This window comes from Tessaracoccus sp. MC1627 (genome assembly GCF_014164725.1).
Classification (GTDB): domain Bacteria; phylum Actinomycetota; class Actinomycetes; order Propionibacteriales; family Propionibacteriaceae; genus Arachnia.
In genome coordinates, this window is record NZ_JACJGA010000004.1 from 352,309 (window position 1) to 378,961 (window position 26,653).

General features: G+C 67.2%; 24 protein-coding genes. 5 read left to right on the plus strand and 19 right to left on the minus strand.

Annotated features, from left to right (window positions below; all coding sequences use genetic code 11):
* Positions 1-4: 4 nt before the first annotated feature.
* From H5399_RS10175 to H5399_RS10220, 10 genes are all read right to left on the minus strand, one after another.
* A complete protein-coding gene (locus H5399_RS10175) occupies positions 5-1,069 on the minus strand; it encodes an HD domain-containing protein (RefSeq protein ID WP_182783111.1) in 1,065 nt (354 codons plus the stop codon).
* Between the two features lie 63 nt (positions 1,070-1,132).
* Positions 1,133-2,419, minus strand: coding sequence for a citrate synthase (locus tag H5399_RS10180; RefSeq protein ID WP_182782920.1), 1,287 nt, complete (start codon positions 2,417-2,419; stop codon positions 1,133-1,135).
* Positions 2,420-2,504: 85 nt separating this feature from the next.
* Positions 2,505-2,744 (minus strand): hypothetical protein, encoded by a 240-nt coding sequence (locus H5399_RS10185; protein ID WP_182782921.1) that lies wholly within the window; start codon positions 2,742-2,744, stop codon positions 2,505-2,507.
* Positions 2,745-2,746: 2 nt separating this feature from the next.
* Positions 2,747-3,898, minus strand: a complete 1,152-nt coding sequence (gene dusB, locus H5399_RS10190; RefSeq protein WP_182782922.1) for a tRNA dihydrouridine synthase DusB — start codon at positions 3,896-3,898, stop codon at positions 2,747-2,749.
* A 38-nt stretch (positions 3,899-3,936) separates the two neighbouring features.
* Entirely contained in the window at positions 3,937-5,013 is a 1,077-nt protein-coding gene (locus H5399_RS10195) for an ROK family transcriptional regulator (protein WP_182782923.1), read from the minus strand.
* Position 5,014: 1 nt separating this feature from the next.
* Entirely contained in the window at positions 5,015-7,159 is a 2,145-nt protein-coding gene (locus H5399_RS10200) for an alpha-galactosidase (RefSeq protein ID WP_182782924.1), read from the minus strand.
* 37 nt (positions 7,160-7,196) lie between these two features.
* The gene (locus H5399_RS10205; protein ID WP_182782925.1) at positions 7,197-7,499 is read right to left on the minus strand and encodes an antibiotic biosynthesis monooxygenase family protein; all 303 of its coding nucleotides are present in this window, start codon (positions 7,497-7,499) and stop codon (positions 7,197-7,199) included.
* Between the two features lie 52 nt (positions 7,500-7,551).
* Complete coding sequence (locus tag H5399_RS10210) at positions 7,552-8,457, minus strand: carbohydrate ABC transporter permease (RefSeq protein ID WP_182782926.1); 906 nt, start codon at positions 8,455-8,457, stop codon at positions 7,552-7,554.
* Positions 8,454-9,446, minus strand: a complete 993-nt coding sequence (locus H5399_RS10215; RefSeq protein ID WP_182782927.1) for a carbohydrate ABC transporter permease — start codon at positions 9,444-9,446, stop codon at positions 8,454-8,456. Before H5399_RS10215 ends, H5399_RS10210 begins: the two co-directional genes overlap by 4 nt.
* A gap of 75 nt (positions 9,447-9,521) precedes the next feature.
* A complete protein-coding gene (locus H5399_RS10220) occupies positions 9,522-10,838 on the minus strand; it encodes an ABC transporter substrate-binding protein (RefSeq protein ID WP_182782928.1) in 1,317 nt (438 codons plus the stop codon).
* 175 nt (positions 10,839-11,013) lie between these two features.
* On the opposite strand from H5399_RS10220, the gene H5399_RS10225 reads away from it, so the two are divergent.
* Genes H5399_RS10225 through H5399_RS10240 form a run of 4 tightly spaced genes read left to right on the plus strand, consistent with a single transcriptional unit; the run spans position 11,014 to position 14,068 of the window.
* Positions 11,014-11,955, plus strand: coding sequence for a metal ABC transporter substrate-binding protein (locus H5399_RS10225; protein ID WP_255422207.1), 942 nt, complete (start codon positions 11,014-11,016; stop codon positions 11,953-11,955).
* Positions 11,942-12,694: a metal ABC transporter ATP-binding protein gene (locus H5399_RS10230; protein ID WP_182782930.1), complete on the plus strand. Its 753-nt coding sequence runs from the start codon at positions 11,942-11,944 to the stop codon at positions 12,692-12,694. Before H5399_RS10225 ends, H5399_RS10230 begins: the two co-directional genes overlap by 14 nt.
* Positions 12,694-13,680, plus strand: coding sequence for a metal ABC transporter permease (locus H5399_RS10235; RefSeq protein ID WP_182783112.1), 987 nt, complete (start codon positions 12,694-12,696; stop codon positions 13,678-13,680). Before H5399_RS10230 ends, H5399_RS10235 begins: the two co-directional genes overlap by 1 nt.
* On the plus strand, positions 13,667-14,068 hold the full coding sequence (locus tag H5399_RS10240; RefSeq protein WP_182782931.1) for a transcriptional repressor: 402 nt from the start codon (positions 13,667-13,669) through the stop codon (positions 14,066-14,068). The genes H5399_RS10235 and H5399_RS10240 overlap by 14 nt, the downstream gene beginning before the upstream one ends.
* On the opposite strand, the gene recO is transcribed toward H5399_RS10240, so the two are convergent.
* Positions 14,065-14,787 (minus strand): DNA repair protein RecO, encoded by a 723-nt coding sequence (recO, locus tag H5399_RS10245; protein WP_182782932.1) that lies wholly within the window; start codon positions 14,785-14,787, stop codon positions 14,065-14,067. The two genes, H5399_RS10240 and recO, sit on opposite strands and share 4 nt — an antisense overlap.
* Before the next feature lie 37 nt (positions 14,788-14,824).
* Here recO and H5399_RS10250 point away from each other — a divergent pair, with 37 nt between their 5' ends.
* On the plus strand, positions 14,825-15,583 hold the full coding sequence (locus tag H5399_RS10250) for an isoprenyl transferase (protein ID WP_182783113.1): 759 nt from the start codon (positions 14,825-14,827) through the stop codon (positions 15,581-15,583).
* Between the two features lie 5 nt (positions 15,584-15,588).
* Here H5399_RS10250 and H5399_RS10255 read toward each other — a convergent pair whose 3' ends face one another.
* The 8 genes from H5399_RS10255 to H5399_RS10290 all read right to left on the minus strand — a co-directional run bounded on the left by H5399_RS10255 (position 15,589) and on the right by H5399_RS10290 (position 26,644).
* Positions 15,589-16,548 (minus strand): acyl-CoA thioesterase, encoded by a 960-nt coding sequence (locus H5399_RS10255; RefSeq protein WP_182782933.1) that lies wholly within the window; start codon positions 16,546-16,548, stop codon positions 15,589-15,591.
* A 70-nt stretch (positions 16,549-16,618) separates the two neighbouring features.
* Complete coding sequence (locus tag H5399_RS10260; RefSeq protein WP_182782934.1) at positions 16,619-19,168, minus strand: RNA helicase; 2,550 nt, start codon at positions 19,166-19,168, stop codon at positions 16,619-16,621.
* Between the two features lie 11 nt (positions 19,169-19,179).
* The gene (gene leuA, locus H5399_RS10265; protein WP_182782935.1) at positions 19,180-20,937 is read right to left on the minus strand and encodes a 2-isopropylmalate synthase; all 1,758 of its coding nucleotides are present in this window, start codon (positions 20,935-20,937) and stop codon (positions 19,180-19,182) included.
* A gap of 155 nt (positions 20,938-21,092) precedes the next feature.
* A complete protein-coding gene (locus H5399_RS10270; protein WP_220490942.1) occupies positions 21,093-21,959 on the minus strand; it encodes a carbohydrate ABC transporter permease in 867 nt (288 codons plus the stop codon).
* A gap of 3 nt (positions 21,960-21,962) precedes the next feature.
* A complete protein-coding gene (locus tag H5399_RS10275; RefSeq protein WP_220490943.1) occupies positions 21,963-22,919 on the minus strand; it encodes a carbohydrate ABC transporter permease in 957 nt (318 codons plus the stop codon).
* 73 nt (positions 22,920-22,992) lie between these two features.
* A complete protein-coding gene (locus tag H5399_RS10280; RefSeq protein ID WP_182782936.1) occupies positions 22,993-24,264 on the minus strand; it encodes an extracellular solute-binding protein in 1,272 nt (423 codons plus the stop codon).
* A gap of 150 nt (positions 24,265-24,414) precedes the next feature.
* Positions 24,415-25,341 carry a GTPase Era gene (gene era, locus H5399_RS10285; protein WP_182782937.1) on the minus strand — a complete coding sequence of 309 codons (927 nt, stop codon included), beginning with the start codon at positions 25,339-25,341 and terminating at the stop codon, positions 24,415-24,417.
* The gene (locus tag H5399_RS10290) at positions 25,334-26,644 is read right to left on the minus strand and encodes a hemolysin family protein (protein WP_182782938.1); all 1,311 of its coding nucleotides are present in this window, start codon (positions 26,642-26,644) and stop codon (positions 25,334-25,336) included. Before H5399_RS10290 ends, era begins: the two co-directional genes overlap by 8 nt.
* Positions 26,645-26,653 lie beyond the last annotated feature (9 nt).

The following is a 26,653-nucleotide window of genomic DNA, read 5'->3' on the forward strand; positions in this document are numbered from 1 at the left end:
CTGCTCAGGCCCCGCGGCCGATACCGCGAGGCAGTTGCGCGGGGTCCCAGCCGAGGAGGAGGCGCGCCTGCTCGAAGGCGAACCGGTCGGTCATACCGCCCACATAGGTGACCACGCCACGGAGCAGATCGTCGCCACGGAACTCCTCGGGTAACGTCGACGGCGCTGCGAGGTAGTACTCCACCAGGTCCGTCAGGACCCGCACCACGGTGTGCGACTGCGCCACGGACTCAGGGCGGGTATAGATGCGCTCGTAGTTGAAACGCCGCAGCTGACCGAGTGCCTCGGCGCTGGCCGGATCCATGCCGACCACCCCGGTTCGGGCCGTGGTGTCGATGACGGCGTTGATGAAGGTGGCCAACTGCCGGGTCCGGGTGACACCCGCCACCTCGCGAACCACCTCCGGAACCTCGCTGAGCGTGACAATCCCCGCCGACACTGCGTCCTCCAGGTCGTGCGCACAGTAGGCGATCCGGTCCGCCCAGGAGACGATCTCGCCTTCAAGGGTGGCCGGTGCGGGACGCGACCACGAGTGGTTGCGGATGCCGTCCAACGTCTCCACCGTGAGGTTGAGGTGGCGCAGCACCACGTCCGCGCCCCAAGGGCCGTGGTCGTAGCCGCCTGGCACGAACTGGTCGAAGGCGTCCTCGGACGCGTGGCCACCAGGGCCGTGCCCGCAGTCATGCCCCAGAGCGATGGCATCGGCAAGTGTCGCGTTGGCCCCGATGCCGCGGGCCATCGCCACGGCGGCCTGCGCCACCTCAAGGGCGTGGGTCAGCCGGGTGCGCTGATGGTCAGTGGGGTAGACCACCACCTGGGTCTTGCCCGCCAACCTCCGGAAGGCCGCCGAGTGGACGATGCGGTCCCGGTCGCGTTCGAAGCACGTGCGGAGCTCATCCGGCTCCTCCGGACGGGCCCGGTTGCCGGCTCCACCGGCGAAGCTCGCCTCGGGTACCAGCGTGAGCCGCTCCAACTCCTCGCGCCGCTCACGACGGCGGGGGTCACGGACGGACGTGCGTGCCGATGACGTGGCATGCGCCGTGATCACCCCTTCGCCGTGACCCTGCATCGTTGAGGCCCAGAGCCTGGTGCGCGGTAGCGGTGTGTCCATGGTCTCCCAACCGTACCTACCTCAGCGCTCGGACCGCGGCACCCACTCGGAGACCTGGTTGCCCACGTAGACCTGACGCGGCCGGTAGATCCGCTGCGCCGGGTTCTCGGAGACTTCCTTCCAGTGCGCGATCCACCCGGGGGTGCGGCCGATGGCGAACATGACCGTGAACATGTCCAGCGGGATCCCGATGGCGCGCAGGATGATGCCCGAGTAGAAGTCGACGTTGGGGTACAGCCGACGCGAGGCGAAGTAGTCGTCGGCCAGCGCTGCCTGCTCAACCTCGCGTGCGATGTCGAGCAGCGGATCGGTGATGTGCATCTTGTCGAGCAGTTCGTCTGCGGCAGCCTTGAGGATGATGGCCCGGGGGTCGAAGTTGCGGTAGACGCGATGCCCGAAGCCCATCAGCTTGACCCCGGACGAGCGATCCTTGACCCGGTTGATGTAGTCCTGGGGCTTCATCCCGGTGTCTCGCAGGTGCTCGAGCATCTCGATGACGCCCATGTTCGCCCCGCCGTGCAGGTGGCCCCACAAGGCGTTGACCCCGGCGGAGACCGAGGAGAACATGCTCGCTCCCGCCGACGCGACCATGCGCACCGTCGACGTGGAACAGTTCTGCTCGTGATCGGCATGGAGGACGAGGAACATGTTGAGCGCGTGCGCCACCTCGGGCGTGGCCTCGTAGTCCCGATAGGGCACCGAGAACATCATGTGGAGGAAGTTCTCCGCATAGTTCATGTCGTAGCGGGGATAGGCGATGGGTTGGCCGATGTGGGACTTGTACGAGGCCGCCGCGATGGTGCGGGTCTTGGCGATGAGCCCTGCCGCCGCCAACTTGAAGCGCTGAGCGTCCGTGAACTGCGCCTCATGCACTTCATGGGTCTGCAGCGCATTGATCATCGCCGACAGAATGGCCATCGGGTGGGCCGTGGCGGGAAACCCGTCGAAGTGCTTGCGCATGTCGCGGTGCAGCGCGGCGTTCTCGGTGAGCAGATGACGGAACTCCGCCCGCTCATCCTCGTCCGGCAGACGGCCGAAGATCAACAGCTCGGCGGTCTCGATGAAGCTCGAGCGCTGCGCCAGGTCTTCGATCGGGATGCCGCGGTAGCGCAGGATCCCCGCCTCCCCGTCGATGAAGGTGATGGCGGACTTGCAGGAGCCGGTGTTGCCGTAGCCGTCGTCGAGCGTGATGAGCCCGGTGGAAGCGCGCAGCGACGAGATGTCGATCGCCCGCTCGCCCTCTGTCCCGGTGACGACGGGGAGTTCGTGTCTCACCCCGTCGATGATGATCGTTGCCGTTTCGCCCATGGGGACCTCCTGGGACCGGGCCGGCCCGGGGGGGCCAGCGATTGCCTCAGAATAACGACGCGGTCACGGCCGTCCCCGCTGGGGTCTACTTTCGCGATTGGGCGCGGCCGAGGAACAGCATCGCGACACCCATCACCGCGATGCCGAAGGCGCTGCTGCCGATCCGCTCCCATTCCCCGGCCTCGACACCGGTGGTGGTCGAGACGAAATAGGCGCTGACGAACAGAACCAGGACGCCGAGAAGCGCAACGACGCGCCCGATCTGCGCCCAGATCGGCAGCTTCTTGCGCGGCTCGTTGGTCGTCTCGTCCTGCGGCTCCGCCACGGTCATCCTCCGCTCACGCCGATCTCGGCGTCAGATAGATCCAGCTCACACCCGGAGGTGTCGTCGTACCAACCGTACGGCACCACCACCCGAGCCCGTGGCGACCCTTGCCGCCCACGGGCAGTACCCAGCTCCGTCTCGGGGAACCCCGCGTCGTGGTCGAGCTGGGATACGAGGTCGCGAAGCTCGTCGAGCGTCGAGACCATCGCGAACCGGCGGCGCAGCTCCCCCACGGGGTAGCCCTTGAAGTACCAGGCCATGTGCTTGCGCAGGTCCGTCAATGCGTGCCGCTCGCCGACGTATCCTGTGAGCAGCTCGGCGTGGCGCGTCAGCGTCCTTCCCACCTCACCCAGCGTGGGCCGGTGCCGCAGTTCCTCGCCGCCGAAGGCCGCGGCCAGGTCGCCGAACAGCCATGGCCGACCCAGGCAGCCGCGGCCCACCACCACCCCTGCGCAGCCCGTCTCGTCCATCATCCGCAGCGCGTCCTCCGCCTCCCAGATGTCTCCGTTTCCGAGGACCGGAATGTCGACGGCCGCCACCAGCTCGGCGATCCGGGACCAGTCCGCCTCACCGGAGTAGGCCTGCGCCACGGTTCGCCCGTGCAGGGCGATGGCGGCAGCCCCCTCTTCCTGGGCGATCCGCCCGGCGTCGAGGAAGGTCTCATGCTCGCCGTCGATGCCGATCCGGGTCTTGATGGTGACGGGGACGCCGAACTCGTCGGCGGCGCGGACCGTCTCGCGCACGATGGCGCGCAGCCTGTCCCTCTTGTAGGGGAGCACGCCTCCGCCACCCTTGCGGGTGACCTTCGGTACCGGGCAGCCGAAGTTGAGGTCGATGTGGGCCACGGCGTAGTCCCGCGCCAGGATCCGGGCCGCCTCAGCCATCACCCCAGGGTCGACACCGTAGAGCTGCACGGACCGGGTCACTTCGCCCGGGTCGAACTGCAGCATGGCGCGGGTCTTCGGGTCGCCGACCACCAGGCCTCGTGACGTGATCATCTCGCACACGTACAGGCCAGCGCCCTGCTCCCGGCACAGCTGCCGGTAGGCCGCGTTGGTGACCCCGGCCATCGGCGCGAGGACCACGGGCAGCTCGACGACGACGGCGTCGGGACGGCTGGGCGCGTGCAGGCGAAGTGGCGAGATCGCGGGCATGTGACTCCTGGGGTACGTCGGCGGCCACCCAGCCTACGTCAGGTCGGCGCCGTGAACCGCAGTCTGATGGCGGCCACCGCCGCACCGCGCGCGAAATCGCGGAAGTCCAGCGGCTGCAGCACCAACTCGGGCACTTCGAGGTCCTCGCGCCAGTCGGACTCGAGCACCCTGGTGACGGTGTCCAGGGATCCCCCGAGCAGGTCGATCCCCTCCCCCGTCACGAGGATCCGCTCCGGGGCGAACGCGATCGCAGCGGCCCGCACCAGCCACCCGATCGCCTGCGCGGCATCCTCGACAGCCGGGCGGGCATCCGCCTCCACCAGCGCCTCCTCGAAGGTCAGGCTGCGTCCCGTGAGGGCTTCGGCCGCCGCTTCGACGGCAGCCATCGACAGGACGTCACCGAAGACACGACCGTCGGGAAGCCAGAGACGCCCCAGAATGGTCGCGGCGCCCTGGCGCCCCAGCAGCAGCGAATCGTCCACCACGGCGCCGCAGCCGACCCCCAACCCGAACGTGACCACGGCGAACTGGGTCAGTCCGCGTCCGGCACCGAACCAGTGCTGGAACAGGGTCAACCCGTCGATGTCGTTGATGGTGGCGCAGTCCACTCCGGTGAGCTGGATCAGCCGTGCGGCCAGGTTCCCGCCGCCGGGCCAGCCGAGCATCCGCGTGGCGTGCAGCACCCCGTGGGGTTCGACGGAGGCGGGCAGGCAGACTCCGACCGCAGACACGCCTGGGTATCGCCGCACCACGCCGGCCAACACCTGAGCGGTCGACTCCAGGGTGGCCGTGTCCATGTCCACCTCCTCGGAGTGGTGCATCTCCCCCGCCAGTCCTGTCCCCACCACCCACGCATGCCCGGGGACGATCTTGATGCCCAGGAATCGGGCCGACTCGTCGACGATCCTGAGCGGCAGGGGCGGCCGGCCGATCTCGAACGCCGACGGAGCCCCCTGCTCGAGAACCCCCGATTCGATCAGCGGCTTGGTGATCCTCGTCAGAGACCCCGACGACAGCCCCAGCAGCCGCGCCACCTCGGCCCGGGAGATCGGGCCGTGGCGCAGGACGGCCAACGCGACGCTGCGGGTGGTGGGGTCCAGCGGCCACGGCGCCATGTCAGAGCCGGTCGAGCTCGAATATCACCGCGGTGTCCGGCTGCATCTGTGGGGCCCGGATGCCGGCGTGGATCAGTGCATGCCCGGGAAGCACCAGCGGCGCCTCGGCGGCCTCCCAGGGCACGATGTGGATCGCCGGCACGAGCTGACGGTCGATGACGGTGACGCGATAGGTGGCCTCGGGGTCGAGGCCGGGGAACTGTAGAACACCGAGGCTGACCACCGGGCTGGCCGCAAGCACCGACAACGAGAAGATGGACTTGCGGGGTGTCACCACACCCTTGAAATAGCACTCGGGCTCCCGCATGTCCACCCGCACCTGGCGGCCGCCCAGCAGCACCCCACGGTTGGCCTTGTACCAGTCGATCCACCACCGCAGCTGCCCGAGCTCCTCCTCGGTCGCCTGTGCCAGGTCCCATTCGATGCCGAGGTGGCCGAAAACGGCGGTCGCGGCGCGGAAGTCGATATCGTGCCAGCGCGCCGTGCTGTGGGAACGGCCGGACGCTATGTGACTGCCCTGAAACTCCGGAGGAAGCAGTTGGCTCGTCCATGTCAGGAGCCGCTGGCGCTCGTGGGGGTCGATCACGTCGGAGACCCAGACCCGCTCAACCCGGCGCATCACTTCCAGGTCCACCCGTGCGCCTCCGGAGCTGCACGATTCGAACTCGACATCGGGGTGGAGGTGCCGGAGCGTATCGATGAGCCGGTAGTAGGCGACGGTGTGGGCGTGGACGGCCGGCTCCCCGTGCGGCGCCGTCCCCGCGTCGATGAGATCGCGGTTGTGGTCCCACTTGACGTAATCGATCCGGTACTCCGTCAGGATGGCGCTCATCTGGGAGAAGACGTGTCGCCACGCGCCGTCGATCGACAGGTTGAGGACGTGCTGCTGGCGGGCCTCGACGGGCAGCCGCCCGGCGGGCTGCATGATCCAGTCGGGATGCGCCCGCGCCAGATCCGAGTCCAGGTTGATCATCTCGGGCTCGAACCACAGCCCGAACTCCATCCCGAGGTTCTTGACCCGGTCGACGAGCGGGTGGAGGCCATCCGGCCACACGTCGGGCGAGACCACCCAGTCTCCCAGGCCAGCATGGTCGTCGCGACGGGCCCCGAACCAGCCGTCGTCGAGCACGTAGCGCTCCACGCCGAGGGCGGCCGCGCGTTCGGCGAGATCGATGAGGCGGGTGGCGTCGTGATCGAAGTAGACGGCCTCCCAGACGTTCAGCGTCACGGGCCTCTCAGCGGACGGGGCGTGGGGCAGTGCCCGAAGCCAGGCGTGGAAGCGATCGGCCTGGGCGTCTAGCCCGTCTGCGTAGTTGAAGAACAGCCATGGCGTGCGGTAGCTCTCGCCGGCACCGAGAACCACCTCGCCGGGCAGGAGGAGTTCCCCGCCGGAGAGGACCTGATGCCCGATGAAGTCCCGCTCCGCGACGTGGAGATGGTTCCCGCTCCAGGCCGTGTGGACGGACCACACCTCGCCGGCGCGGAAGCCAAGTCCGGGTGTCGCGGCGTGCAGAACGTAGGCGGCATCGGCCCCGGTCCGCCCGTGCCGGCCCTCCCGCCGATGCTGGCCGACGGTGAACTCTCGCCGCTGAGGGAACCGCTCCACGCCCCAGCGTCCAGCGAAGTCGAACAGCTCCGATGCCCTGCTGGGCACGGGCATCGCGAGGGTGAGCTCCTCGACCGCGAACGGAGCCTCATCGAGGTTGGTCACCTCCCCACGCAACCGGATGAGGCCCTCGGGAGTGAGTTCGAGCGTGATCGTCAGGTTGAGCCGCGATGTGGCCGAGTGCGCATGGAATTCGACGGTGGCAGGCCCCAGGTGTTCCAGCGGCTCCGCAGGGCGTCCATCAACCAGGATGTCGGTGACAGCCCAGTCGGGGGTCCAGTCCCGGCCTTCCCGGGACCCGACCAGACCGGGCCGGCCCGCCCACCCGTAGCGCCCCTCGAGCAGGATGCCGAAGCGGGGCGGGAGATCCGGGTTGTTCGGCCCCACCTGGACCACGTTGGCGAGGGCGAGAGAGTCGAACTGGTCCGTGGTGAGGGGTTGAAGCTCGTGGCCCCAGTGCACGACCTCGGGCATTCGCGACTCGGCCACCATCACCGCAAGCGAGACACCCTGGGCGGTGAGAAGAAGTCGGGTGTTCATCATGGACTCCCTGGGTTCAGTTGGTGCCGCGCGGCGTTCAGTAAGTGCCGCGCGGACGGTTGTCGCCCACCTCGTCGACGGGTAGATAGGCGCTCGGCTCGTCGACCGCGCGGGACAACAGGGGGGTGAGGATCATCTTTGCCTCGTAGCCGTTGAACGAGCGGCGGTACTCGCCCACGCTGGCCCATCGACTCACGAGGGCGAAGAGATCTGGATCGTCGAGATTTCGCACCAGCTCCATGGCTAGGCAGCCCGGGCGCGCGGCCCACCAGTCGATGACGGACCGGGCTTCGGCGACGAAGTGGGGGCCTGGGGCGGAGAATCGGGTGACGACGAGCACGGTAGTGAAGGCTACCGCGGGCCGGTGACGATGCCACCGGCCCGCGGTAGGGTCAGCCCTTGACGGCGCCCGAGGTGAGACCCCGGACGAAGTAGCGCTGGAGCGCGAAGAACACGACGAGCGGAAGGATCATCGAGATGAAGGCGCCAGCGGTGAGCAGGTGCCAGTTCTCGCCTCGTGTGCCGAGGACTCCGGCCAAGGCAATGGTGAGCACCGCGTTCTCGCCCTGCCCGAGGAAGATCAGCGCCACCAGGAGGTCGTTCCAGACCCAGAGGAACTGGAAGATCGCGAACGAGGCCAGTGCCGGCATCGACATCGGGATGATCAGCCGCCAGAACGTCTGCCAGTGCGACGCGCCGTCGATCTCGGCGGACTCCACCACCGACTTCGGCAACGACGCCATGTAGTTGCGCAGGATGTAGACAGCCAGCGGCATGCCGAAGCCTGTGTGCGCTAGCCACACTGTGGCGAACTGACCGTTGATGCCGAGCTGCTGGAAGATGATGGACAGGGGCACGAACGACACCGCGTTGGGCACCACGAGGAGGCCGACGATGACGATGAACAACACGTCACGACCCTTGAACTCCATGAACGTGAACACGTATGCGGCGAACGCGGCGATGAGGATGGGGATGATCGTCGCCGGGATGGCCACCGTCATCGAGTTGATGAACGCGTCGCCGAAGGGGATGGCGCCCGTGGTCATCACTTCGCGGTAGTTGTCGATCGTGATCTGAGCGGGGTTGGCGAACACGTTCCACCACCCGTTGGCGTTGGCCTCGGAGCGCGGGCGCAGCGAGGTCAGTAGGAGGCCGATGGTGGGGATGAGCCACAGCAGGCACATGATCACGACCAGTGACTCGATCACCCACAGGAACTTCCCCGAGCCCACCGACCGGCCCGATTCCTCACCACGCTTGGTCTTGACCTTCTTCGGGGCCACTACGGTGGTCATGAGTTCGCCTCCTGGAGCCGGAACTGGCGGACCTGGTATACCAGGACCGGGATGATGGCGATGATCAGGATCACTACGATGGCTGAGGCCGTGCCGGGATCACCATTCCGGAACAGGGACGCATAGAACCCGTTGACCAGCACGTTGGTGTTGTAGTTGCCGTTGGTCATCGAGTAAACGATGTCGAAGATCTTCATGACGCCGATGAGCACGGTGATGAACACCGTGATCACCGTGGGCCACGCCTGCGGGAGGATGATCCGCCAGAAGATGGCGGTCTCCGAGGCGCCGTCGATCCGGCCGGCCTCGATGGTGTCCTCCGGAACGCCCTTGAGCGCGGCCGAGAGCAGCACCATGGCGAAGCCCACCTGGGTCCAGATGTAGACCACCATGAGCAGGAAGGTGTTGAACCTGACGGCGTCAATCTGCAACCAGGTCTGGGGGGACCCGCCCAACCCCACGAGGATCGCGTTGAGCAGACCCACCTGGGACGATCCCTCGGGACGCCAGGCGTAGACCAGGTTCCAGATGGTTGCGGCGCCCACCATCGAGATCGCCATGGGCAGGAAGATGATGGACTTGGCAGTCTTTTCCGCCATGGGCTTCAGCTTGTCCACCAGCACGGCGACCAGCAGACCCGCGGCAACAATGGCTGCCGGGGCCACAATGATCCACAGCACGTTGTTGATCAGGGTGTTGATGAACCTGGGATCAGTGAAGAGGGCAGTGTAGTTGTCGAGGCCGACGAACTCCATCAGCCGGCCGTTGCGGCCGCGCCGGAAGCTGGCGATGACTGTCTCCGCGGCGGGATAGAGGAGGAAGATGCCGATCGCGGCGTAGGCCGGCAACAGCAGCGCATAGGGCTTGAGGCGGAGCTCCCACTTCTTCGGGAGAAGCTCACACGCCTTGTTCAACAGCCAGAACAGCGCAACTGCGCCCAGCACACCCACCGCGACCGCGCCGAGCGCGAGGCCGAGTTTCTCAAACATAGAGGTGCTCCTGAGGGGTGGAGTCGGCGGTGACCCGAGAGCGAGCCACCGCCGACGCGGGTTGGGAAGGGGCGACTAGCTCGCCGGCCAGCTGGCGTCGATGGCCTGCAGTGTGGCGTCGAGATCGGTGCGGCCGCTGGTGAAGTCCACCATGCCGGTCCAGAAGCTGCCGGAGCCGACGGCGCCGGGCATCTGGTCCGAACCGTCGAAGCGGAACACCGACGAATCGGCCACCTCAGCCGCGACGTCCTTGAGTACCTGGTTGGGGTACTTCTCGACATCGAAGGTCTTCAGCGGGGACAGCCATGCGCCGGTACCGACCTGGGCGTCGCCGAACTCGGGATCGGTGGTCATGAAGGCCATGGCCTTCTTGACGTTGGCGTCGTTCTTGGTGAACGCGGCCGCAAGGTCGCCTCCACCCAGAACAGGGCTCTCACCTGAGACGCTCGGGGTCACGAACATCCCCACCACGGTGTCCAGCTGGGCGAAGATCTCGTCAGGGAAGAAGCCCTGCTGAGTGATGAAGTTACCCTGCTTGCCCAGGTAGCACTTGGGCTCGGGGTCGAACATCGGGTTGAGCGCATTGGCGAAGGAGTTGGACGAGGAGTTCTGGATCCCGCCGTAGACGTTGCCCTCGGTCATGAGGACCTCCTCGTAGACGGCGAACGCCTCGCGGATCTCGGGGCTGTCGAACTTGATCTCGCCGCTGACCCACTGGTCATACACCTCGATGCCACCGGTCTGCAGGACGTAGTCCTCGATCCAGTCGGTGGCCGGCCAGCCGGTGGCCGAGCCGGACTCCATGCCGTAGCACAGGGGGGCGACGCCGTCGGCCTTGATCTGATCGAGCAGGGCCAGCAGGTCGTCGTGGGTCTCGGGCACGGTGTACCCGGCTTCCTCGAACGCCGGCTTGTTGTACCAGTAGAAGGACTTGCCGTTCATGGCCATGGGAGCCCCGTAGACCACGTCGTCGACGGTGGCCGCGTCCAGGAATCCAGGGATGATGTCCGACTCGAGCTGGCCCAGATCCACCTGGGTGCTCAGTTCGGCCAGCTCCCCCTCCTCGGCCAACGCCTTGAGGATGCCCGGCTGGGGGAAGATCGCGATGTCGGGGGCGTTGCCCGACTGGACCTTCGAGTTGATCTGGACTTCGAATTCGTTGGACTGGATCCAGTCGAAGGTGATGCCGTTGGCTTCGCCCCAGGTGTCCATGTCCGACTGGAAGGCCGTCGACTGATCGCCCGAGAAGGCGTACATGACCTGGATGGTCTCCTTGGCGGTCTCTTCACCCTCGGCCTCCGAGGCCTCAGGGGTGGATCCGCCGCCGAGGCATCCGGTGGCCAGAAGACTCAGGGCCGCGAGGCCGGAAATCAAGGAAATCTTTTTCCGCATGACAGATCGCTCCTTTGCGTGGGAGTTGACTCATCGCCTGACGATCGTTGTCAAGCGCGCTCCTGTCGAGATATTGCCACCGTCGACACCCGCAGCGCATTACTTTCGTCAGGGAGTTATCAAATCGTGACGATCGGGTTTGACGCCCATGCTTGTCTAATTGATAATGGTTCTCATGTCTCACATGTCTCGACTCGTCGGCGTCAGCGCCGCTGCGGTTCTGCTCCTCGCCGCCTGCGGATCCTCCCCCGCGTCCGATCAGCCCGCGCCTCACGTCGTAGCGGCCTTCTACCCACTCGAGTGGGCGGCCTCCTCCGTCCTGGGCGAACACGGATCAGTGACGACACTCGCCACCCCGGGAGCGGAGGCGCACGATCTCGAGCTCACGCCGCAGCAGATCGCCTCCCTGGCCGATGCGGATCTCGTGGTGTATCTCTCCGGGTTCCAGCCCGCGGTCGACGATGCGATCGAGCAGTCGGGTGCTGAGCGGGTCCTCGATGCGGCGACGGTGGTCGATCTGCTTCCCGTGGCCGAGGAGCATGTCCACGGCGCTGAGGAGGAGGAGCACACCGCCGATGACGGACACGACCATGGCGAGTTCGATCCCCATTTCTGGCAGGATCCCACCCGCATGGCCGCGCTCGTGGAGGAGCTGGGCGCGCAGCTGGCCGAGATCGATCCCGAACACGCTGGTGACTATTCTGCCGGTACCGCCGAGAGCGTGTCTGCGCTCGGCGTCCTGGACACCGAGCTCGCCGCCGGACTCGATGAGTGCGCCCGACGCGAGTTCATCACCACGCACGCCGCATTCCACTATCTGGCCAACCGCTACGAGCTGACCGAGATCGGCATCTCCGGGGTGAGCCCCGACGATGAACCCTCGCCGGCGCGGATCAAGGAGATCCAGGACGAGGCCAGCGCCCACGGCGTCACGACGATCTTCTTCGAAACGCTCACCTCCGACGCGGTGGCGACCTCAATTGCCGAGGACCTCGGGCTCGAAACAGCCGTGCTCGATCCGCTGGAGGGGATCACCGACCAGTCCCCCGGCACGGACTACCCTTCGATCATGCGCGCCAACCTCTCCGCACTCTCCACCGCCAATGACTGCAGCTGATCCGCTCCACGCCGAGGGACTCTTCGTCTCACTGGGCGGCATGCCGGTCCTCCGGGACGTGTCGATCTCGGTTGCGGAGGGCGAGGCCGTTGCCCTGTTGGGTGGCAACGGCTCAGGCAAGTCGACGCTGATCCGCGCATTGCTTGGCCTGGTCCCCCACCAGGAGGGCACGGTGGACTTGTTCGGGCAGTCCCTGGAGACGTTCCGTGACTGGTCCCGGATCGGGTACGTGCCTCAACATTCCTCCGTGGCGGTCGCAAACGCGACTGTGTGGGAAGTGGCGGCCTCCGGGAGGCTGGCCCACCGTCGCCCGTTCCAATGGCTGGGCAGGCAGGACCGCGACGCGCTGCACCGAGCGTTGGACCTGGTCGGATTGAGCGCTCGCGCCCGCTGGCCCTTCAGCGCCCTGTCCGGTGGGCAGAAGCAACGGGTGCTGATCGCCCGCGCCCTCGCCACCCACCCGGACCTTCTTGTGATGGACGAGCCGCTTGCCGGAGTCGACCTGCACAGCCAGCAGGGAATCGCAGAACTGCTGTCACGCCTGGGCGACGAGGGGTTGGCCCTGCTGGTGGTGCTCCACGAACTCGGGCCGATGGGCACGGTCCTGCACCGCTCGATCACACTCTGCGACGGTCTGGTCGTCGAAGCCGAGCCCACCGGGGCCCATGAGTGCGACCCGGACCTGACCATGCCGTCCGTCGTGGGTCTGTCCGACCCGATTGCAGGAGCTTTCACGTGATCGAGATCCTCAGCCTGCCGTTCATGCAACGCGCCCTCCTCGCCGCGCTGCTCAGCGGCCTGATCGCCCCCGCCATCGGGACCTTCATCGTCCAGCGGCGGATGAGCCTGCTCGGTGATGGCCTGGGGCACGTGGCGATCATGGGTGTCGGCCTGGCGCTCATGACGGGGTGGGCGCCACTACCCGTCGCAGTGGTCACCGCCGTGGCGGGAGCTGTCACCGTCGAGTTGTTGCGCCAGCACGGGAAGGCCTCGGGAGACCTGGGCCTGGCCATCCTGTTCTACGGCGGCCTCGCCTCGGGTGTGTTGATGGCCGGTGTCGCGGGCCAGGGCGCTGGAGGACTGTCTGCGTTCCTCTTCGGCTCACTGACCTCGGTGAGCGAGGGTGACATCGCCCTCATCGTCGCCCTTGCCGTGATCATCCTGGCCCTGACCATCGGGCTCGCGCCGAGACTGTTCGCCGTCTCCGTCGACGAGGACTATTCGAGGGTCCTGGGCATCAGGGTCAAGGCCCTCAACCTCCTCGTGGTGGTCCTGGCTGCCATCACGGTGACCGTCTCCATGCGCACGGTGGGACTGCTGCTGATCAGTGCGCTCATGGTGATCCCGGTGGCCACATCGCAGCAGATCTTCATCGGCTTCACCACCTCATTCTTCGGCGCCATGGGTGTGGGAGTTGTGGCCGCGGTCGGCGGCACCATCGGCTCCTTCTACCTGGACACCGCAACCGGCGCCACCATCGTCGTCACCGCCATTCTGCTGCTGGGGTTGTCCTGGGTGTTCGGCCGGTGGACCCGTCGCTCCGCCAGGTTCATCCCCTACGTCGAGGATCACGGCCACTCCCACACCTATCGCCAGGCCGAGGCGCACGACGACTCGTTCGCGCACACGCCTGGGGTGAAGGTGATCCAGCACGGCGACCACCTGGACTACGTCCACGACGGCCACCGTCACGCCCTCCATGGGGATCACTATGACGAGCACTAAACCCACCACGCGCCACACCTGGCAGCGCGCCGCCGTCCGGGACCTCCTGGAGGGCGGTGAGGAGTTCCGCACCGCCCAACAACTCCACGACCAACTTCGGGAGGTGGGCGCCAAGGTGGGGCTGGCCACCGTGTACCGGGCACTGCAGGCCATGGCCGAGGCCGGCGAGGTGGATGTGCTGCGGACCCCGGATGGCGAGGCGACCTACCGACGGTGTTCGTCTGGTCACCACCACCACCTCGTGTGCCGGTCCTGCGGTTATTCGATCGAGATCGCCGCCCGCGAGGTGGAGGAGTGGGCAGCGCGCGTCGCGCAGGCCAATGGCTTCACCGAGGTGGTGCACGACGTGGAGGTCTTCGGTCTCTGCCGCACCTGTTCCGCGGGCTAGCGTTCGAAGTAGGGAAGCGATCGGAGCGCCTGGTCCAGGTGCCACGTGGCGTAGGCGACCACCATGCCGTCGACCCGCTTGGCAGTGGCGAGATCAGTGGCCTGGGCCACCGCCCAGTCCCCGCTGAGCAGGGAGCCGAGGTGCGTGGCGGCCGCCTGGTCCAGTTGGCCGGCCCCCGAGGCGCGGCATCCGGTGCAGACCGCCCCGCCGCCCACGGGTGAAAACCAGCGCACGTCCACGCTCCCGCAGCCGGCACAGCTCCTCGTCGACACGGCGTACCCGGCCACCGCCAGCGCCCGCAGCAGGTAGGAGTCCACCACCAGCGGCGCGGGGCGCTCACCCGCCTCGAGCGCGAGCAGCGCGCCGAGCAGGAGGCGGAACTGTTGAAGGGCGGGGCTGTGCTCCTCCGCGACGAGGCGGTCCGCCGTCTCGACCAGCACCTCCGCGGCGGTAAAGCGCGAGTAGTCGGCGGCGAGCCTGCTCGAGTGGAGTGCCTCCACCTGGGTGACCACCTCCAGCGAGCCTCGCCCCTCCGCGAACTGGATGTCGACGTGATGGAACGGCTCCAACCGGCCGCCGAACTTGCTGGAGGTCTTGCGCACCCCCTTGGCCACGGCGCGGACTTTGCCGTGGGTGCGGGTCAGCAGCGTGATGATGCGGTCCGCCTCGCCCAGCTGATGCGTCCGCAGCACCACCGCTTGGTCGCGATAGGTCGGCACAGCATCGAGTGTAGGCGGGTAGTGTCGGAGCGTGCCCATGCCCCGCCGCCGCCCCACCCCGCACCCCAGCGGAGCGAGAGCTCCGGAGATCCCCCGGGCGGCCCTCCCCAGACACGTCGCGATCGTGATGGACGGCAACGGAAGGTGGGCCAAGCAGCGGGGGCTCAAGCGCACGGAGGGGCACGCCCGCGGCGAGGCCTCGCTGCTGGATGTCATCCACGGCGCGGTCGAACTGGGCATCCCCTACCTGTCGGCGTACGCGTTCTCCACGGAGAACTGGAAGCGCTCCCCCGACGAGGTGCGATGGCTGATGGGCTTCAACCGCGACGTCATCCACCGCCGCCGGGACGAACTCAACGACCTCGGGGTGCGTATCCGCTGGGCCGGCCGCCGTCCGAGGCTGTGGGGATCGGTGATCAAGGAACTCGAAGTGGCCGAGGAGATGAGCCGACACAACGACACCCTGACCCTGCAGTTCTGCGTCAACTACGGCGGCCGGGCCGAGATCGTCGACGCGGCCCGCGAGATCGCTCGTCTGGCCCGGGCAGGCAAGTTGGACCCCGACCGACTCACCGAGGAGCGGTTCGCACGGTTCCTCGACGAGCCCGAGATCCCCGACGTCGACCTCTTCGTGCGCTCCTCCGGCGAGCAGCGCACCTCGAACTTCCTGCTGTGGCAGTCCGCGTACGCGGAGTTCATCTTCCTGGACAGGCTGTGGCCGGATTTCGACCGCCGCGACCTGTGGGCCGCCGTCGAGCAGTACTCATCCCGGGAGCGGCGCTTCGGCTCAGCCTGAGCCTCTCAGAGGTCCGGCGGCAGTTCCTTCGGCACAGGCCGGAGCAGCTTCCGGCGGATGTCGATCATGGCGCGTGCATGGGTCTCCAGGGCCACGTCGCCGGGCAGCACCGGCTGCCACGGAGGCACGGGTCGCTTCCGGCCCTTCTCATCGACTCCGCAGTAGACGATGGTGCAGTGCGTGGTCTCCCTGAGGTCCCTCGTCCGGGGATCTCCCGAGCTGACGTGCACGGAGATGTGCATGCTGGTGGTGCCGGTGTGGAGCAGCCGCGCGGTGACTTCGACGAGATCCCCGATGAACATGGGGCGGTAGAACCGCACGCCACCGGCGAAGACGGAGGCCACCGGTCCGGCGTGCCAGCGTTCGGCCACCACCTGGGCCGCCTGGTCGATCCAGTTCATGACGTAGCCGCCGTGCACCTTGCCGCCCCAGTTGACATCGGTCGGCGCTGCCAGGAAGCGCAGGGTCTCGCGGCAGGACCCGGTCTCGACGTCGTACTCCTGGCCCCCCATCTCCTCTTCGATGGCCCGGCGCGCCACGTTGATCTCCAGCGCCCGATCGTGCTGGCCCCGCTCCCACTCGTCTCGCGGCTCGAAGGGGGGAACAGGGACCGGTTTGCCGTCCTCCATGGCGACGAACTGCAGGACGCACTGGGTATTGAGCACCCGCGCCGACGAACGCGGGTCGCCGCTGGAGACGGTGCAGACCACCTGGAGCGACGTCCTGCCCGTGAGTACGACGCGGGCCTGGACCACCACGAGGTCGCCAACGTGGATGGGGCGCGTGAAGTGGATGTTGCCGACGTAGCCGGTCACCGCATAGGTGCCGGCCCACCCGACGGCTGCGGCGTAGCCGGCCTTGTCGATCCACTCGAGCACCTTGCCTGCGCTCATCAGCCCACGGACGTTGGCGTCCATGGGTTCGGCGAGGAATCGCAGTGTGACGCCGCGCTGAGTGCCGGGCATGCAGACACGCCTTCCGTGATGGGCGAGGTGATGCGCGCAGCGTAGCTGAGGGGAAGGATTGGGGCGGCGATCAGTCCAGGCGCTGGAACGCAACCGCGAGGACCACTGCGGACCCAGCAGCATCGCTGGCCACCAGATCCGCCTCGGCGCGGATCATCCAGTCATGGTTGCCCTGAGGATCGTGAATCACCTGGAGCACCGTCCAGCGCTCGCGCCCCTTCTCGATCCGGAAGAGCCCCGGGCCGCGGGCGTCGCCGTCGGTGAGCAGGTCCTCATGCTCGTCCCAGTACTCCCCCAGGGCCTCGTCCCAGGCGTCGGCGTCCATCAGGATCCCGAGCGGCGGATCGACCATGACAGAGGCTTCGGCGTCCATGGCAGCCAGGGCGGCGATGTCGTCGCGGGCCGCGAGTTCGACGCGACGGAACATCGCGGTGCGGATCATGGCGGTGAAGGCGCGCTCGTTGCCGGTCACCGGCCTCGGTGGCGGCGGGGGTGCCCCCAGCGCCGCGGCTGCGACGGCCGCAGCCACCTTGTCCGGATCCGTCAGGGCCTCCCACTCGTCGAGCAGGGACGAGTCGGTCTGGCGGACCGTCTCCCCCAGCCACTCGACCAGGTCGTCGAACTGCTCGGTGCGATGCTCGTCCGGGACGGTGTGGCGCAGCGCCCGGTACGCGTCCGACAGGTAGCGCAGCAGTCCGCCCTCGCTGCGCTGGAGCTTGTAGAAGGACACGGCCTGGTTGAAGCTCATCGCCCGCTCCCACATGTCGCGCACGACGGTCTTGGGTGACAGCTTGGAGGCCTCCACCCAGGGGTGCGACTGGGCGTAGATGCCCATGGCGTGCTGGAGGAGCTCGTCGAGGGGCTTGGGCCAGGTGATCTCCTCGAGGCGCTCCATCCGCTCGTCGTACTCCACCCCGTCTGCCTTCATCTGCGCCACCGCCTCGCCGCGGGCCACGAACCGCTGAGCCAGCAGCACCTGGAACGGGTCCTCCAGCACCGCCTCGATGATGGAGACGACGTCGAGGTGGTGGGTGGGTGAGTCCGGGTCCAGCAGCGCCAGCGACGCCACCGCGAACGGGGCGAGGGGCTGGTTGAGAGCGAAATCGTCCCCGACGCCCTCGGACATGGCGCACCACCGGCCATCCGGATCCGCGGCGCTGAGCTTCACCAGCACGCCCGAGCGCAGAAGCGCCCGGGTCAGGGCCAGGGCTCGCCGCGTGAGCTCGCGCTTCCGGCCGGACGGCTCGTGCGACGCCTCGATCAGCGCACGCATGGACTGTGCACCGCTGCCTGGTCGCTGCGCGATGTTGAGCACCGTGGAATGGGTGACCTGCATCCGCGACACCAGCTGCTCCGGCTCGGCGACCACGATCTTGTCGAAGGTGTCCTCGCTCCAGGCGACGAATCCCTCGGGCGGCTTGCGGCGCACCACCTTGCGCCTGGCCTTGGGATCGTCGCCGGCCTTGGCCAACGCGCGCTCGTTCTCGATCACGTGCTCCGGGGCCTGCACCACCACGAAACCCACCGTGTCAAAGCCGGCGCGGCCCGCGCGGCCCGCGATCTGGTGGAACTCGCGCGAGCGCAGGCGCCGCACCCGCGTGCCGTCGTACTTGGCGAGCCCGGTGAACAGCACGGTGCGGATGGGGACGTTGATGCCCACGCCGAGTGTGTCGGTACCGCAGATGACCTTGAGCAGCCCGGTCTGAGCCAGCTGTTCGACGAGGCGCCGGTACTTCGGCAGCATGCCCGCGTGGTGCACGCCGATCCCGCGGCGCACCAGTCCGGACAGGATCTTGCCGAAGCCGGGCCCGAACCTGAACGCCCCGATCTCCTCGGCGATCCGGGCGCCGTCGTGCTTGGTAATCAGGTTGAGCGAGAGCAGCGACTGGGCGCGCTCCAGCGCGTCGGCCTGCGTGAAGTGAACGACGTAGACCGGCGCCTTCTGCTCCTGGATGAGGTCCACAACCCGCTCCTGGAGCGGGGTCATGGACCATTCGAACAGCAGCGGCACCGGCCGCTCCGCGTCGCTGATCAGGCTCGTGGCGCGGCCCGTGCGGCGCGTGAGGTCCTCCGCGAGCGCGGTGAGGTCGCCCAGGGTGGCGCTCATCAGGAGGAACTGCGCCTGGGGGAGCTCCAGCAACGGCACCTGCCACGCCCAGCCCCGGTCCGGCTCGGAGTAGAAGTGGAACTCGTCGGCAATGACGAGGCCGACGTCGGCGGCCCGCCCCTCGCGGAGCGCGATGTTGGCCAGCACCTCGGCCGTGCAGCAGATAATGGGGGCGTCCGCGTTGACTGAGGCGTCACCGGTGACCATGCCGACGTTGTCCGCGCCGAAGACCTGACACAGTGCGAAGAACTTCTCACTCACCAGGGCCTTGATGGGTGCGGTGTAGAAGCTCACCCGATCCGTCGCCAACGCCGCGAAGTGCCCCGCCAGCGCCACCATCGACTTCCCCGAACCCGTCGGCGTGGACAGGATCAGATTGTTACCGGTGAACAGCTCGATGGCGGACTCGTCCTGATGGGGGTAGAGCGAGAGGCCCTGCCCTTCGGCCCACGACGTGAACCGCTCGTAGAGGGAATCGGGATCGGTGGCGACGGGATCGGTGAGCTTCAGCAAACCCTCGCCGATCAGGCGGGGGCCATGACCCACGCCGCCGCGCGGTTCAGGGCGCTCAGGATGGCCTTCATGGAGGCGCTGGTGATGCTGGGGTCCACGCCCACGCCCCACAGGACCGTGGCGTCGTCGCCCTCACCCACCTCGCACTCGACGTAGGCTGCGGCCTTGGCGTCGCCGCCGGCATCAAGCGCATGCTCGGTGTAATCCAGCACCCGCACGTGGGCGCCGGCCTGGACCAGCGCGTCGACGAACGCGGAGACGGGACCGTTGCCCTCGCCGTCGACCTCGACGTTCTTGCGCGTGGGGCCGTCGATGACGGCCCGGACGTGGAACTGCCCGTTGCTGGAGGTGGAGCCGGCCGAGTCCAGGCGCCACGGACCGTCGCTCAGGTACTCGCGCTCAAAGATGGCGAACATCTGGGCCGGGGTGACCTCACCGCCGGAGGTGTCTGTGTGGGCCTGCACCACGCGCGAGAACTCGATCTGCAGCCGGCGCGGCAGGTCCATCTTGTACTCGTTCTTCATCAGGTAGGCCATGCCCCCCTTGCCGGACTGCGAGTTGACCCGGATGACTGCCTCGTAGGTGCGGCCCACGTCGTGGGGGTCGATCGGCAGGTACGGGGCCTCCCAGTCGATCTCGTCGACCAGCTTGCCCTGGCGGGCGGCCTCGGCCTCCAGGTGCTCCAGGCCCTTCTTGATGGCGTCCTGGTGCGATCCGGAGAACGCCGTGTAGACCAGATCACCGGCGTAGGGGTGGCGGGGGTGCACCGGCAGGCCGGTGCAGTACTCCACCGTGCGGCGGATGTGATCGATGTCCGAGATGTCCACCTGCGGGTCCACGCCCTGGGTGTACAGGTTGAGGGCCAGCGTCACCAGGTCCACGTTGCCGGTGCGCTCGCCGTGCCCGAACAGGCATCCCTCGACCCGGTCCGCCCCGGCCATCTGCCCCAGCTCGGAGGCCGCGACAGCGGTGCCGCGGTCGTTGTGCGGGTGCAGGGAGACAGCCACGTGCTGACGGTCGCGGATGTTGCGGATGAAGTACTCGATCTGGTCTGCGTACGTGTTCGGCGTGGAGCGCTCGACGGTGGCGGGCAGGTTGAAGATGATCTCGCGCCCCTCCCCCGGCTGCCACACATCGCTGACCGCGTTGCACACCTCGATGGCGAAGTCCGTGGGCGTCTGGGTGAAGATCTCCGGCGAGTACTGGTAGCCGAACTCCACATCGCGCAGATGCTTGTCCGCGTACTTCATCACCAGCTCGGTGCCGCGGGTGGCCAGCTGGACGCACTCCTGCTCGGAAATGCGGAACACCACCTTGCGGAACAGCTCGGCGGTGGCGTTGTACATGTGGATCGTGCCGCGCTGGGCGCCGACCAGCGACTCTGCCGTGCGGCTGATCAGGTCCTCGCGGGCCTGGGTCAGGACCGAGATCGTGACGTCGTCGGGGATCTTGTTTCCCTCGATCAGCTGCCTCACGAAGTCGAAGTCCGTCTGGGAGGCGGACGGGAACCCCACCTCGATCTCCTTGTAACCGATGTCGACCAGCAGCTCGAACATGCGCATCTTCCGCGACGGGGTCATCGGGTCGATCAGGGCCTGGTTACCGTCACGCAGATCAGTGGACAGCCAGCGAGGTGCCTTCTCGATGCGCTTCGAGGGCCACGTGCGATCCGGCACGTCTACGGGGATGAAGGGCGTGTAGCGGTGCACCGGCATCGGGGTGGGCTGCTGCACGGGTGTGGGCTGCGGGCGGGTGGTGAAAGCGTTCATCTGAGTATCTCCTGGGCTGTATCGGTGCGCCAGACGCGTACAAGCACCGCAGCGAGGGGATCTGGCTCAGAGATTCTGGGCCCCGCTGCGGCAGCCAAGGAGGAGGGTATGCCGTGCCACGTCGGCCACTGTAGCACCGTCGGCGAAGCTTGCCACTACTTGACGGAACCTGCCGTGAGTCCACCGATGAGCCGCCTCTCGATGAAGCTGAAGAGAATCACCACCGGGACGATCGCGATCATGGCCACCGTGAACAGGTACTGCCAGTCCTTGATGTAGAGCCCCAGGAACCGCGGCATCGACACCGTCAGCGGCTGCAGGTTCGTCTGCTGGACGAGGATGAAAGCGGCCGAGAACTCGTTCCAGGTATTGACGAACACGAACACGATCGCCGTGACGATGCCCGGCCAGACGAGCGGAAGCGAGATGCGGAACATCGTCTGCAGGCGGCCAAGCCCGTCGATCAGAGCGGCCTCGTCGATCTCCTTCGGGACCGAGGCGAAGAACGCCTGCATGATCCAGATCGCGAAGGACAGGTTGAAGGCGGCGTTGATGAGGATCAGCGCGGCCCACACCGCGTAGCTCTGCCACCCCTTGAACTGCTGGAACAGGCCCACCGCCAGCACCGTCGGCTGCAGCATCTGGGTGCAGAGCACCAGGAGGAGGAAGACCATGCGACCCGGGAACCGGAACCGGGCCACGTAGTAAGCGGCCGGGGTGGCCACCAGAAGCACCAGCAGGGTGGCGCCCAGCGAGATCACCGCGGTGGCCAGCAGCGATGAGGCCGGGTCCACCTCTGAGGCCCATACGGTGAGGTAGTTGTCCCAGCGTGGCGTGGACGGAAAGTAGTCAGGGGGGATGTTGGTGATCTCGAGGCGGGTCTTCAGGGAGCTGATGAACATCAGCGCGTAGGGGAAGCCGAAGAAGGCCACGATGACCAGTGACCCGGCGGCGATGAACCAGGGGCTTGGCGGCTTGTTGATGCCGCCCCGGACGGCGCGTTGCTCTCTCACGTTGGCCATGGCTCAGGCCACCTCCTTCGTGGGCTGCACGACGATCAGGTAGATGGCGATGATGACGAGGCAGAACACGAAGTTCAGCACCGACAGCGCCGACGACACCCCTGGACCGAGCGCGCGCTGGTACTCGAACATGAGCGTCGTGGTGATGTGCCCGGTATGGAAGCCGGGGGTTTCCTGCAGCAGGCGAAGGATGGGCAGCGAGTTGAACACGTTGATGATGTTGATCAGCGCCGCCACCGCGATGGCGGGCCTCAGCAGGGGCAGCACGATGAACCCGTAGCGCTGCAGCTTGTTGGTCCCGTCCATGTGCGCGGCCTCGAGCACGTCGTCGGGGATGGCCTGGAGGCCGGCCAGGATCGTGTAGGTCGTGAAAGGGAGGGACACGTAGATGGCCACGAACACCGCGACCCAGAAGGCGCTGGTGGGGTCCTTCGTCCAGGCCCGGGCCGTCTCGATGATGCCGGTGTCCACCATGAGCCGGTTGAACAGGCCCACGTTCTCCTGAAGTCCGTAGCGGAAGACTGTCGCGGTCATGACCACGGAACAGGCCCACGGGAGGATGATGAACAGCCGCAGCGCCTTGCGGCCACGAAACTCGATGTTGAGGAACTGGGCAAGGAGCAGGGAGAGCACGACGGTGACTGCGACGACCACGACGACCCACACGACGGTGTTGAGGAGAATCCGCTCCACCGGCACGCCCGGGAACGTCAATGCCCCAGCGGGACCGATGTAGTTGTCGAGGCCGATCGGATCAGGGCTGCGCTTGATGCCGCGGTTGTTGAACTTGAAGAACGACGTGTAGATCATGAGCGCCGCGGGGAAGAGGACCACGCCCGCGATCAGGGCGACGGTGGGGAGCAGCCAGGGAAGGGACGTGAGGGTCGCCCTGAGACCGGAGTTCTTCGACCGACGACGCGTGCTCGTGGGCACGCTCGTGGGCGTGGCGGTCAATGACACTTCAGTTCCTCCTCGGTGGGGCCATGGGAACGGGGCGGCACCGGATCACGATGCCACCCCGTCCTGCGTGTGGTCAGGCCTGGGCGTCGACCTGTGCCTGGATCTCGCCGAGAACCTCAGCCGGATCGCCGGTGCCCACCTTGTAGGCCGAGCCCTGGAGCGCGGTCTGGAGAGCATCCCACGTGGGGTTGCCGACAGGCAGGAACTGGACGATGGAGAGGGCCTCGAGGAACGCGGCGCCGATCTCGTCGGACTCCGCCTGCCCCTTCTCGATCATCGAGGTGGTCACAGGCAGCAGGCCTGTGCCCTTGTACCACCCCTCGTAGAGCTCGTCGGAGTACAACACGTCGAGGAAGGCCGCGGTGGCCGCCTTGCGGTCCTCGTCGCCGTTGTCGAAAGCGACGATGAAGTCGGTCACGCCGAGCGCCACGCCGTCGCCACCGTCCTTAGCCGGGATCGGGGCGAGGGCGACGTTGATGCCCTTGGCCTGCGCGTCGGAGACGATCGCCGAATGCGCCATCATCATGCCGAGCTTGCCGGCCTGGAACAGGTCGGCGACGTCGATCCGGTTGTCCTCGAGGTTGGCCTGGGTGTAGCCGGCCTCGAACATCTTCTTCATCTGGCCGAAGGCCTCGACGGCCTCAGGGGTGTCCGCCTTCAACGCGTCGCCGTCGGCCCAGTCGCCACCGGCGCCCCAGAGCCATAGCGAGGACTCCACCTGCGCCTCCTCGCGGCCCAGCGGCATTCCGTAGCCGCGGACGTCGCCGCCCAGCGCGACCAGCTTCGCCGACGCCTCTTCGAGCTCCGCCCATGTGGTGGGCGGCTCGGCAATGCCGGCAGCCTCGAACATGTCCACGTTGTAGGCCATCATGCGCGACGTCGCGATGTCTGGCGCAGCCCACTGGGTGCCGTCCGTGCCCACGCCGTTGGCGAGCAGGGAGGGCTCGATGGAGGCGAGGGTCTCAGCGGACATGACCTCATCGATGGGATAGAGGATCCCGGCCTCGGCCGACGCCGCGAACGCGTTGTCGTTGAGGATGTCGGGGTAGTCGTTGGCCTGGATGCGGGCGGACACCTTGTCGGAGAACCCGTCCCAGCCCTCGATCTGGAGCTCGACGGTGACATCCGGGTAGGTCTCGTTGAACGCGGCGATGACTGCATCCCAGTCGGCCTTCGAGGTGTCCGAGTAGGACGGGGCCAGGACCTTGATGGTGGTCTCCAACGAGCCGGCATCCACCGAGGTGGCGTCGCCTGTCGAGGAGGGGGTGGTGTCGCCGCCGCATGCCGCGAGGGTGACGGCGCTGACGATGGCCACCGCGCTGAACTTGAGGACACGCTTCTTCACGTGCGGTTCCTTCCTGTCTTTCGATCAACCAGGAATGGTTGTTGCCCGTGATACTAGGAGCCGCCCACGAGGGTGCGCGCGAATCGCCCGCGCCGTAATCAAATAGTTACCGTTAACATGCCAAACGCGCAGAATGGCTGATCGCTGTGCTCAGAATCCGAGCCGGTTGAGGTGCTTCGAGTCGCGCTGCCACTCCTTGAGTACCTTGACGTGCAGATTCAGATGGACGCGCGTGCCGAGCAGAGCGTTGATCTGTTCGCGCGCCTGAGTTCCGATCTCGCGCAGGCGGGCGCCTTTGTGGCCGATGATGATGCCCTTCTGCGAGTCCCGCTCCACCACGATGGAGGCGAAGATGTCGGTCAGCGGCTTGTCCTCCGGCCTGTCGGGTCGGGGGAGGATCTCGTCGATGATCACCGCGATCGAGTGGGGCAGCTCATCGCGCACCCCTTCCAGCGCGGCCTCGCGGATGAACTCCGCGATGAGCGTCTCCTCGGGCTCGTCGGTGATCTCGCCGTCCGGGTAGTAGACCGGACCTTCGGGGAGCAGCGCCACGAGCGAGTCTCGGACGAGATCGATCTGATCGCCTTCAGTAGCCGAGCACGGGATTACCTCGGACCATTCGATCCCCAGCTCGGTGGCCACCTCACCGATGTCCACCAGGTGTGAGAGTTGCCGTTGCTTACTCACCAGGTCCGTCTTCGTGGCCAGAGCCACCAGGATGGGCCTGCGCGGGAGCTTGGCGATCTCACTGATGATGAACTTGTCGCCTGGCCCGATGCGCTGGTCGCACGGCAGGCAGACGCCCACCACGTCGACAGATCCCCACGTCTGGAAGACCAGGTCGTTGAGGCGCTGCCCCAACAGGGTGCGGGGGCGGTGCAGGCCAGGTGTGTCGATGACGATGAGCTGGCCGTCGTCCCGGGTCACGATCCCGCGCACTGCATGCCTGGTGGTCTGCGGCTTGCTCGAAGCGATGGCGATCTTCTGGCCGACGAGGGCGTTGGTCAGCGTCGACTTGCCGGCGTTGGGCCGGCCGACGAAGCAGGCGAATCCGGATCGGTAAACAGGCTCAGTCATCGTCGCCTTCCGGGGACTCAGTAGTGGTGAGGTCCGCCTCGGTGAGGCGTCGGGCAAGGACGGTGCCGATCTGGTGGCGCCGGCCGACGGCGCGGTCCGCGATCAGCTCGATGTCGCCGACCACCGTGCGGGCGCCGGGGATGGGCACCACATTGAGCTGCTTGGCCATGAGGCCGCCGACGGTCTCCACGTCATCGTCGTCGAGATCGACGCCGAAGAGGGCGCCCAGCTCGTCGACGGGAAGCCGCGACGAGATCCGGTAGCGTCCCTCCCCCAGGTCCGCGATGACCGGGGCGTCGAGGTCGTATTCGTCGACGATCTCGCCGACGATCTCCTCGAGGATGTCCTCGATCGTGGCCAGCCCCGCGGTGCCGCCGAACTCATCGACGACCACCACCAGGTGAGAGTGACTGAGCTGCATATCGCGCAACAGATTGCTGACTGGTTTTGAGTCAGGGCAGAAGGTGGCGGGCCGCATCAGCTCCGCGACCGTCTCCCGGCGCTCGGAGTCCGGGAAGTCGTAGACGCGCTTGGACACGTCCTTGAGATAGATGATGCCGAGGATGTCATCGAGGTCCGTGCCGACCACCGGGATCCGGGAGAACCCGGAGCGCAGCGCCAACGACAGCAGCTGGCGCAAGGTGGTGTCCTGCTTGACGAACACCACGTCCGTGCGCGGAACCATGACCTCCTTGACCAGCGTGTCGCCGAGCTCGAAGACGGAATGGATCATCTTCGACTCCCCCGCCTCGATGAGCTCCTGCTTCTCGGCGATGTCGACGAGGTCTCGCAGCTCGGCCTCCGTGGCGAACGGGCCGTCGGCGTAGCCGCGCCCGGGAGTGAGCGCGTTGCCGAGGAGAATCATCAACTGGGCGATCGGCCCGAAGAGCGTGGTGAGGCCCGAGACGAGGGGTCCGAACATCCGCATGGTTCGCTCGGGGTTCTGCCTGCCCAGGGTTCGTGGGGCCACGCCCCACAGGATGAACGACACAGCCAGCATCACGCCGATGGTGACCAGCGCGCGCTGCCAATCCATCTGGAACTGGGTGAACACCACGAGGCCTGCCAGGACGATCGAGGTGATCTCCAGCGTCATCCGGGTGAACATCACGGCGTTGATCGAGGGCGCCGGATCCTGCGCGATCAGCTTGATCCGCTCAGCCCCACGCTCATCATGATCCGCCATCCGCTCGGCGCGGGCCTTGGTGGTGACACTCACCGCCGTCTCGACCGCGGCGAGGATGGAGGCGGCCAGAGCGCACGCGAGCGCGATGCCCAGTTCTATCCACTCGGACTGTGTCACGTGGGGTGT

What these genes read in the sequence shown, in the direction of transcription:
- H5399_RS10175 (WP_182783111.1), bottom strand. Translation starts at nt 1,069, where the DNA reads ATGCAGGGTCACGGCGAAGGGGTGATCACGGCGCATGCCACGTCATCG.
- H5399_RS10180 (WP_182782920.1), bottom strand. Translation starts at nt 2,419, where the DNA reads ATGGGCGAAACGGCAACGATCATCATCGACGGGGTGAGACACGAACTC.
- dusB (WP_182782922.1), bottom strand. Translation starts at nt 3,898, where the DNA reads ATGCCCGCGATCTCGCCACTTCGCCTGCACGCGCCCAGCCGTCCCGAC.
- H5399_RS10195 (WP_182782923.1), bottom strand. Translation starts at nt 5,013, where the DNA reads ATGGCGCCGTGGCCGCTGGACCCCACCACCCGCAGCGTCGCGTTGGCC.
- H5399_RS10200 (WP_182782924.1), bottom strand. Translation starts at nt 7,159, where the DNA reads ATGAACACCCGACTTCTTCTCACCGCCCAGGGTGTCTCGCTTGCGGTG.
- H5399_RS10210 (WP_182782926.1), bottom strand. Translation starts at nt 8,457, where the DNA reads ATGACCACCGTAGTGGCCCCGAAGAAGGTCAAGACCAAGCGTGGTGAG.
- H5399_RS10215 (WP_182782927.1), bottom strand. Translation starts at nt 9,446, where the DNA reads ATGTTTGAGAAACTCGGCCTCGCGCTCGGCGCGGTCGCGGTGGGTGTG.
- H5399_RS10220 (WP_182782928.1), bottom strand. Translation starts at nt 10,838, where the DNA reads ATGCGGAAAAAGATTTCCTTGATTTCCGGCCTCGCGGCCCTGAGTCTT.
- H5399_RS10225 (WP_255422207.1), top strand. Translation starts at nt 11,014, where the DNA reads ATGTCTCACATGTCTCGACTCGTCGGCGTCAGCGCCGCTGCGGTTCTG.
- H5399_RS10230 (WP_182782930.1), top strand. Translation starts at nt 11,942, where the DNA reads ATGACTGCAGCTGATCCGCTCCACGCCGAGGGACTCTTCGTCTCACTG.
- H5399_RS10240 (WP_182782931.1), top strand. Translation starts at nt 13,667, where the DNA reads ATGACGAGCACTAAACCCACCACGCGCCACACCTGGCAGCGCGCCGCC.
- H5399_RS10250 (WP_182783113.1), top strand. Translation starts at nt 14,825, where the DNA reads ATGCCCCGCCGCCGCCCCACCCCGCACCCCAGCGGAGCGAGAGCTCCG.
- H5399_RS10255 (WP_182782933.1), bottom strand. Translation starts at nt 16,548, where the DNA reads ATGCCCGGCACTCAGCGCGGCGTCACACTGCGATTCCTCGCCGAACCC.
- leuA (WP_182782935.1), bottom strand. Translation starts at nt 20,937, where the DNA reads ATGAACGCTTTCACCACCCGCCCGCAGCCCACACCCGTGCAGCAGCCC.
- H5399_RS10270 (WP_220490942.1), bottom strand. Translation starts at nt 21,959, where the DNA reads ATGGCCAACGTGAGAGAGCAACGCGCCGTCCGGGGCGGCATCAACAAG.
- era (WP_182782937.1), bottom strand. Translation starts at nt 25,341, where the DNA reads ATGACTGAGCCTGTTTACCGATCCGGATTCGCCTGCTTCGTCGGCCGG.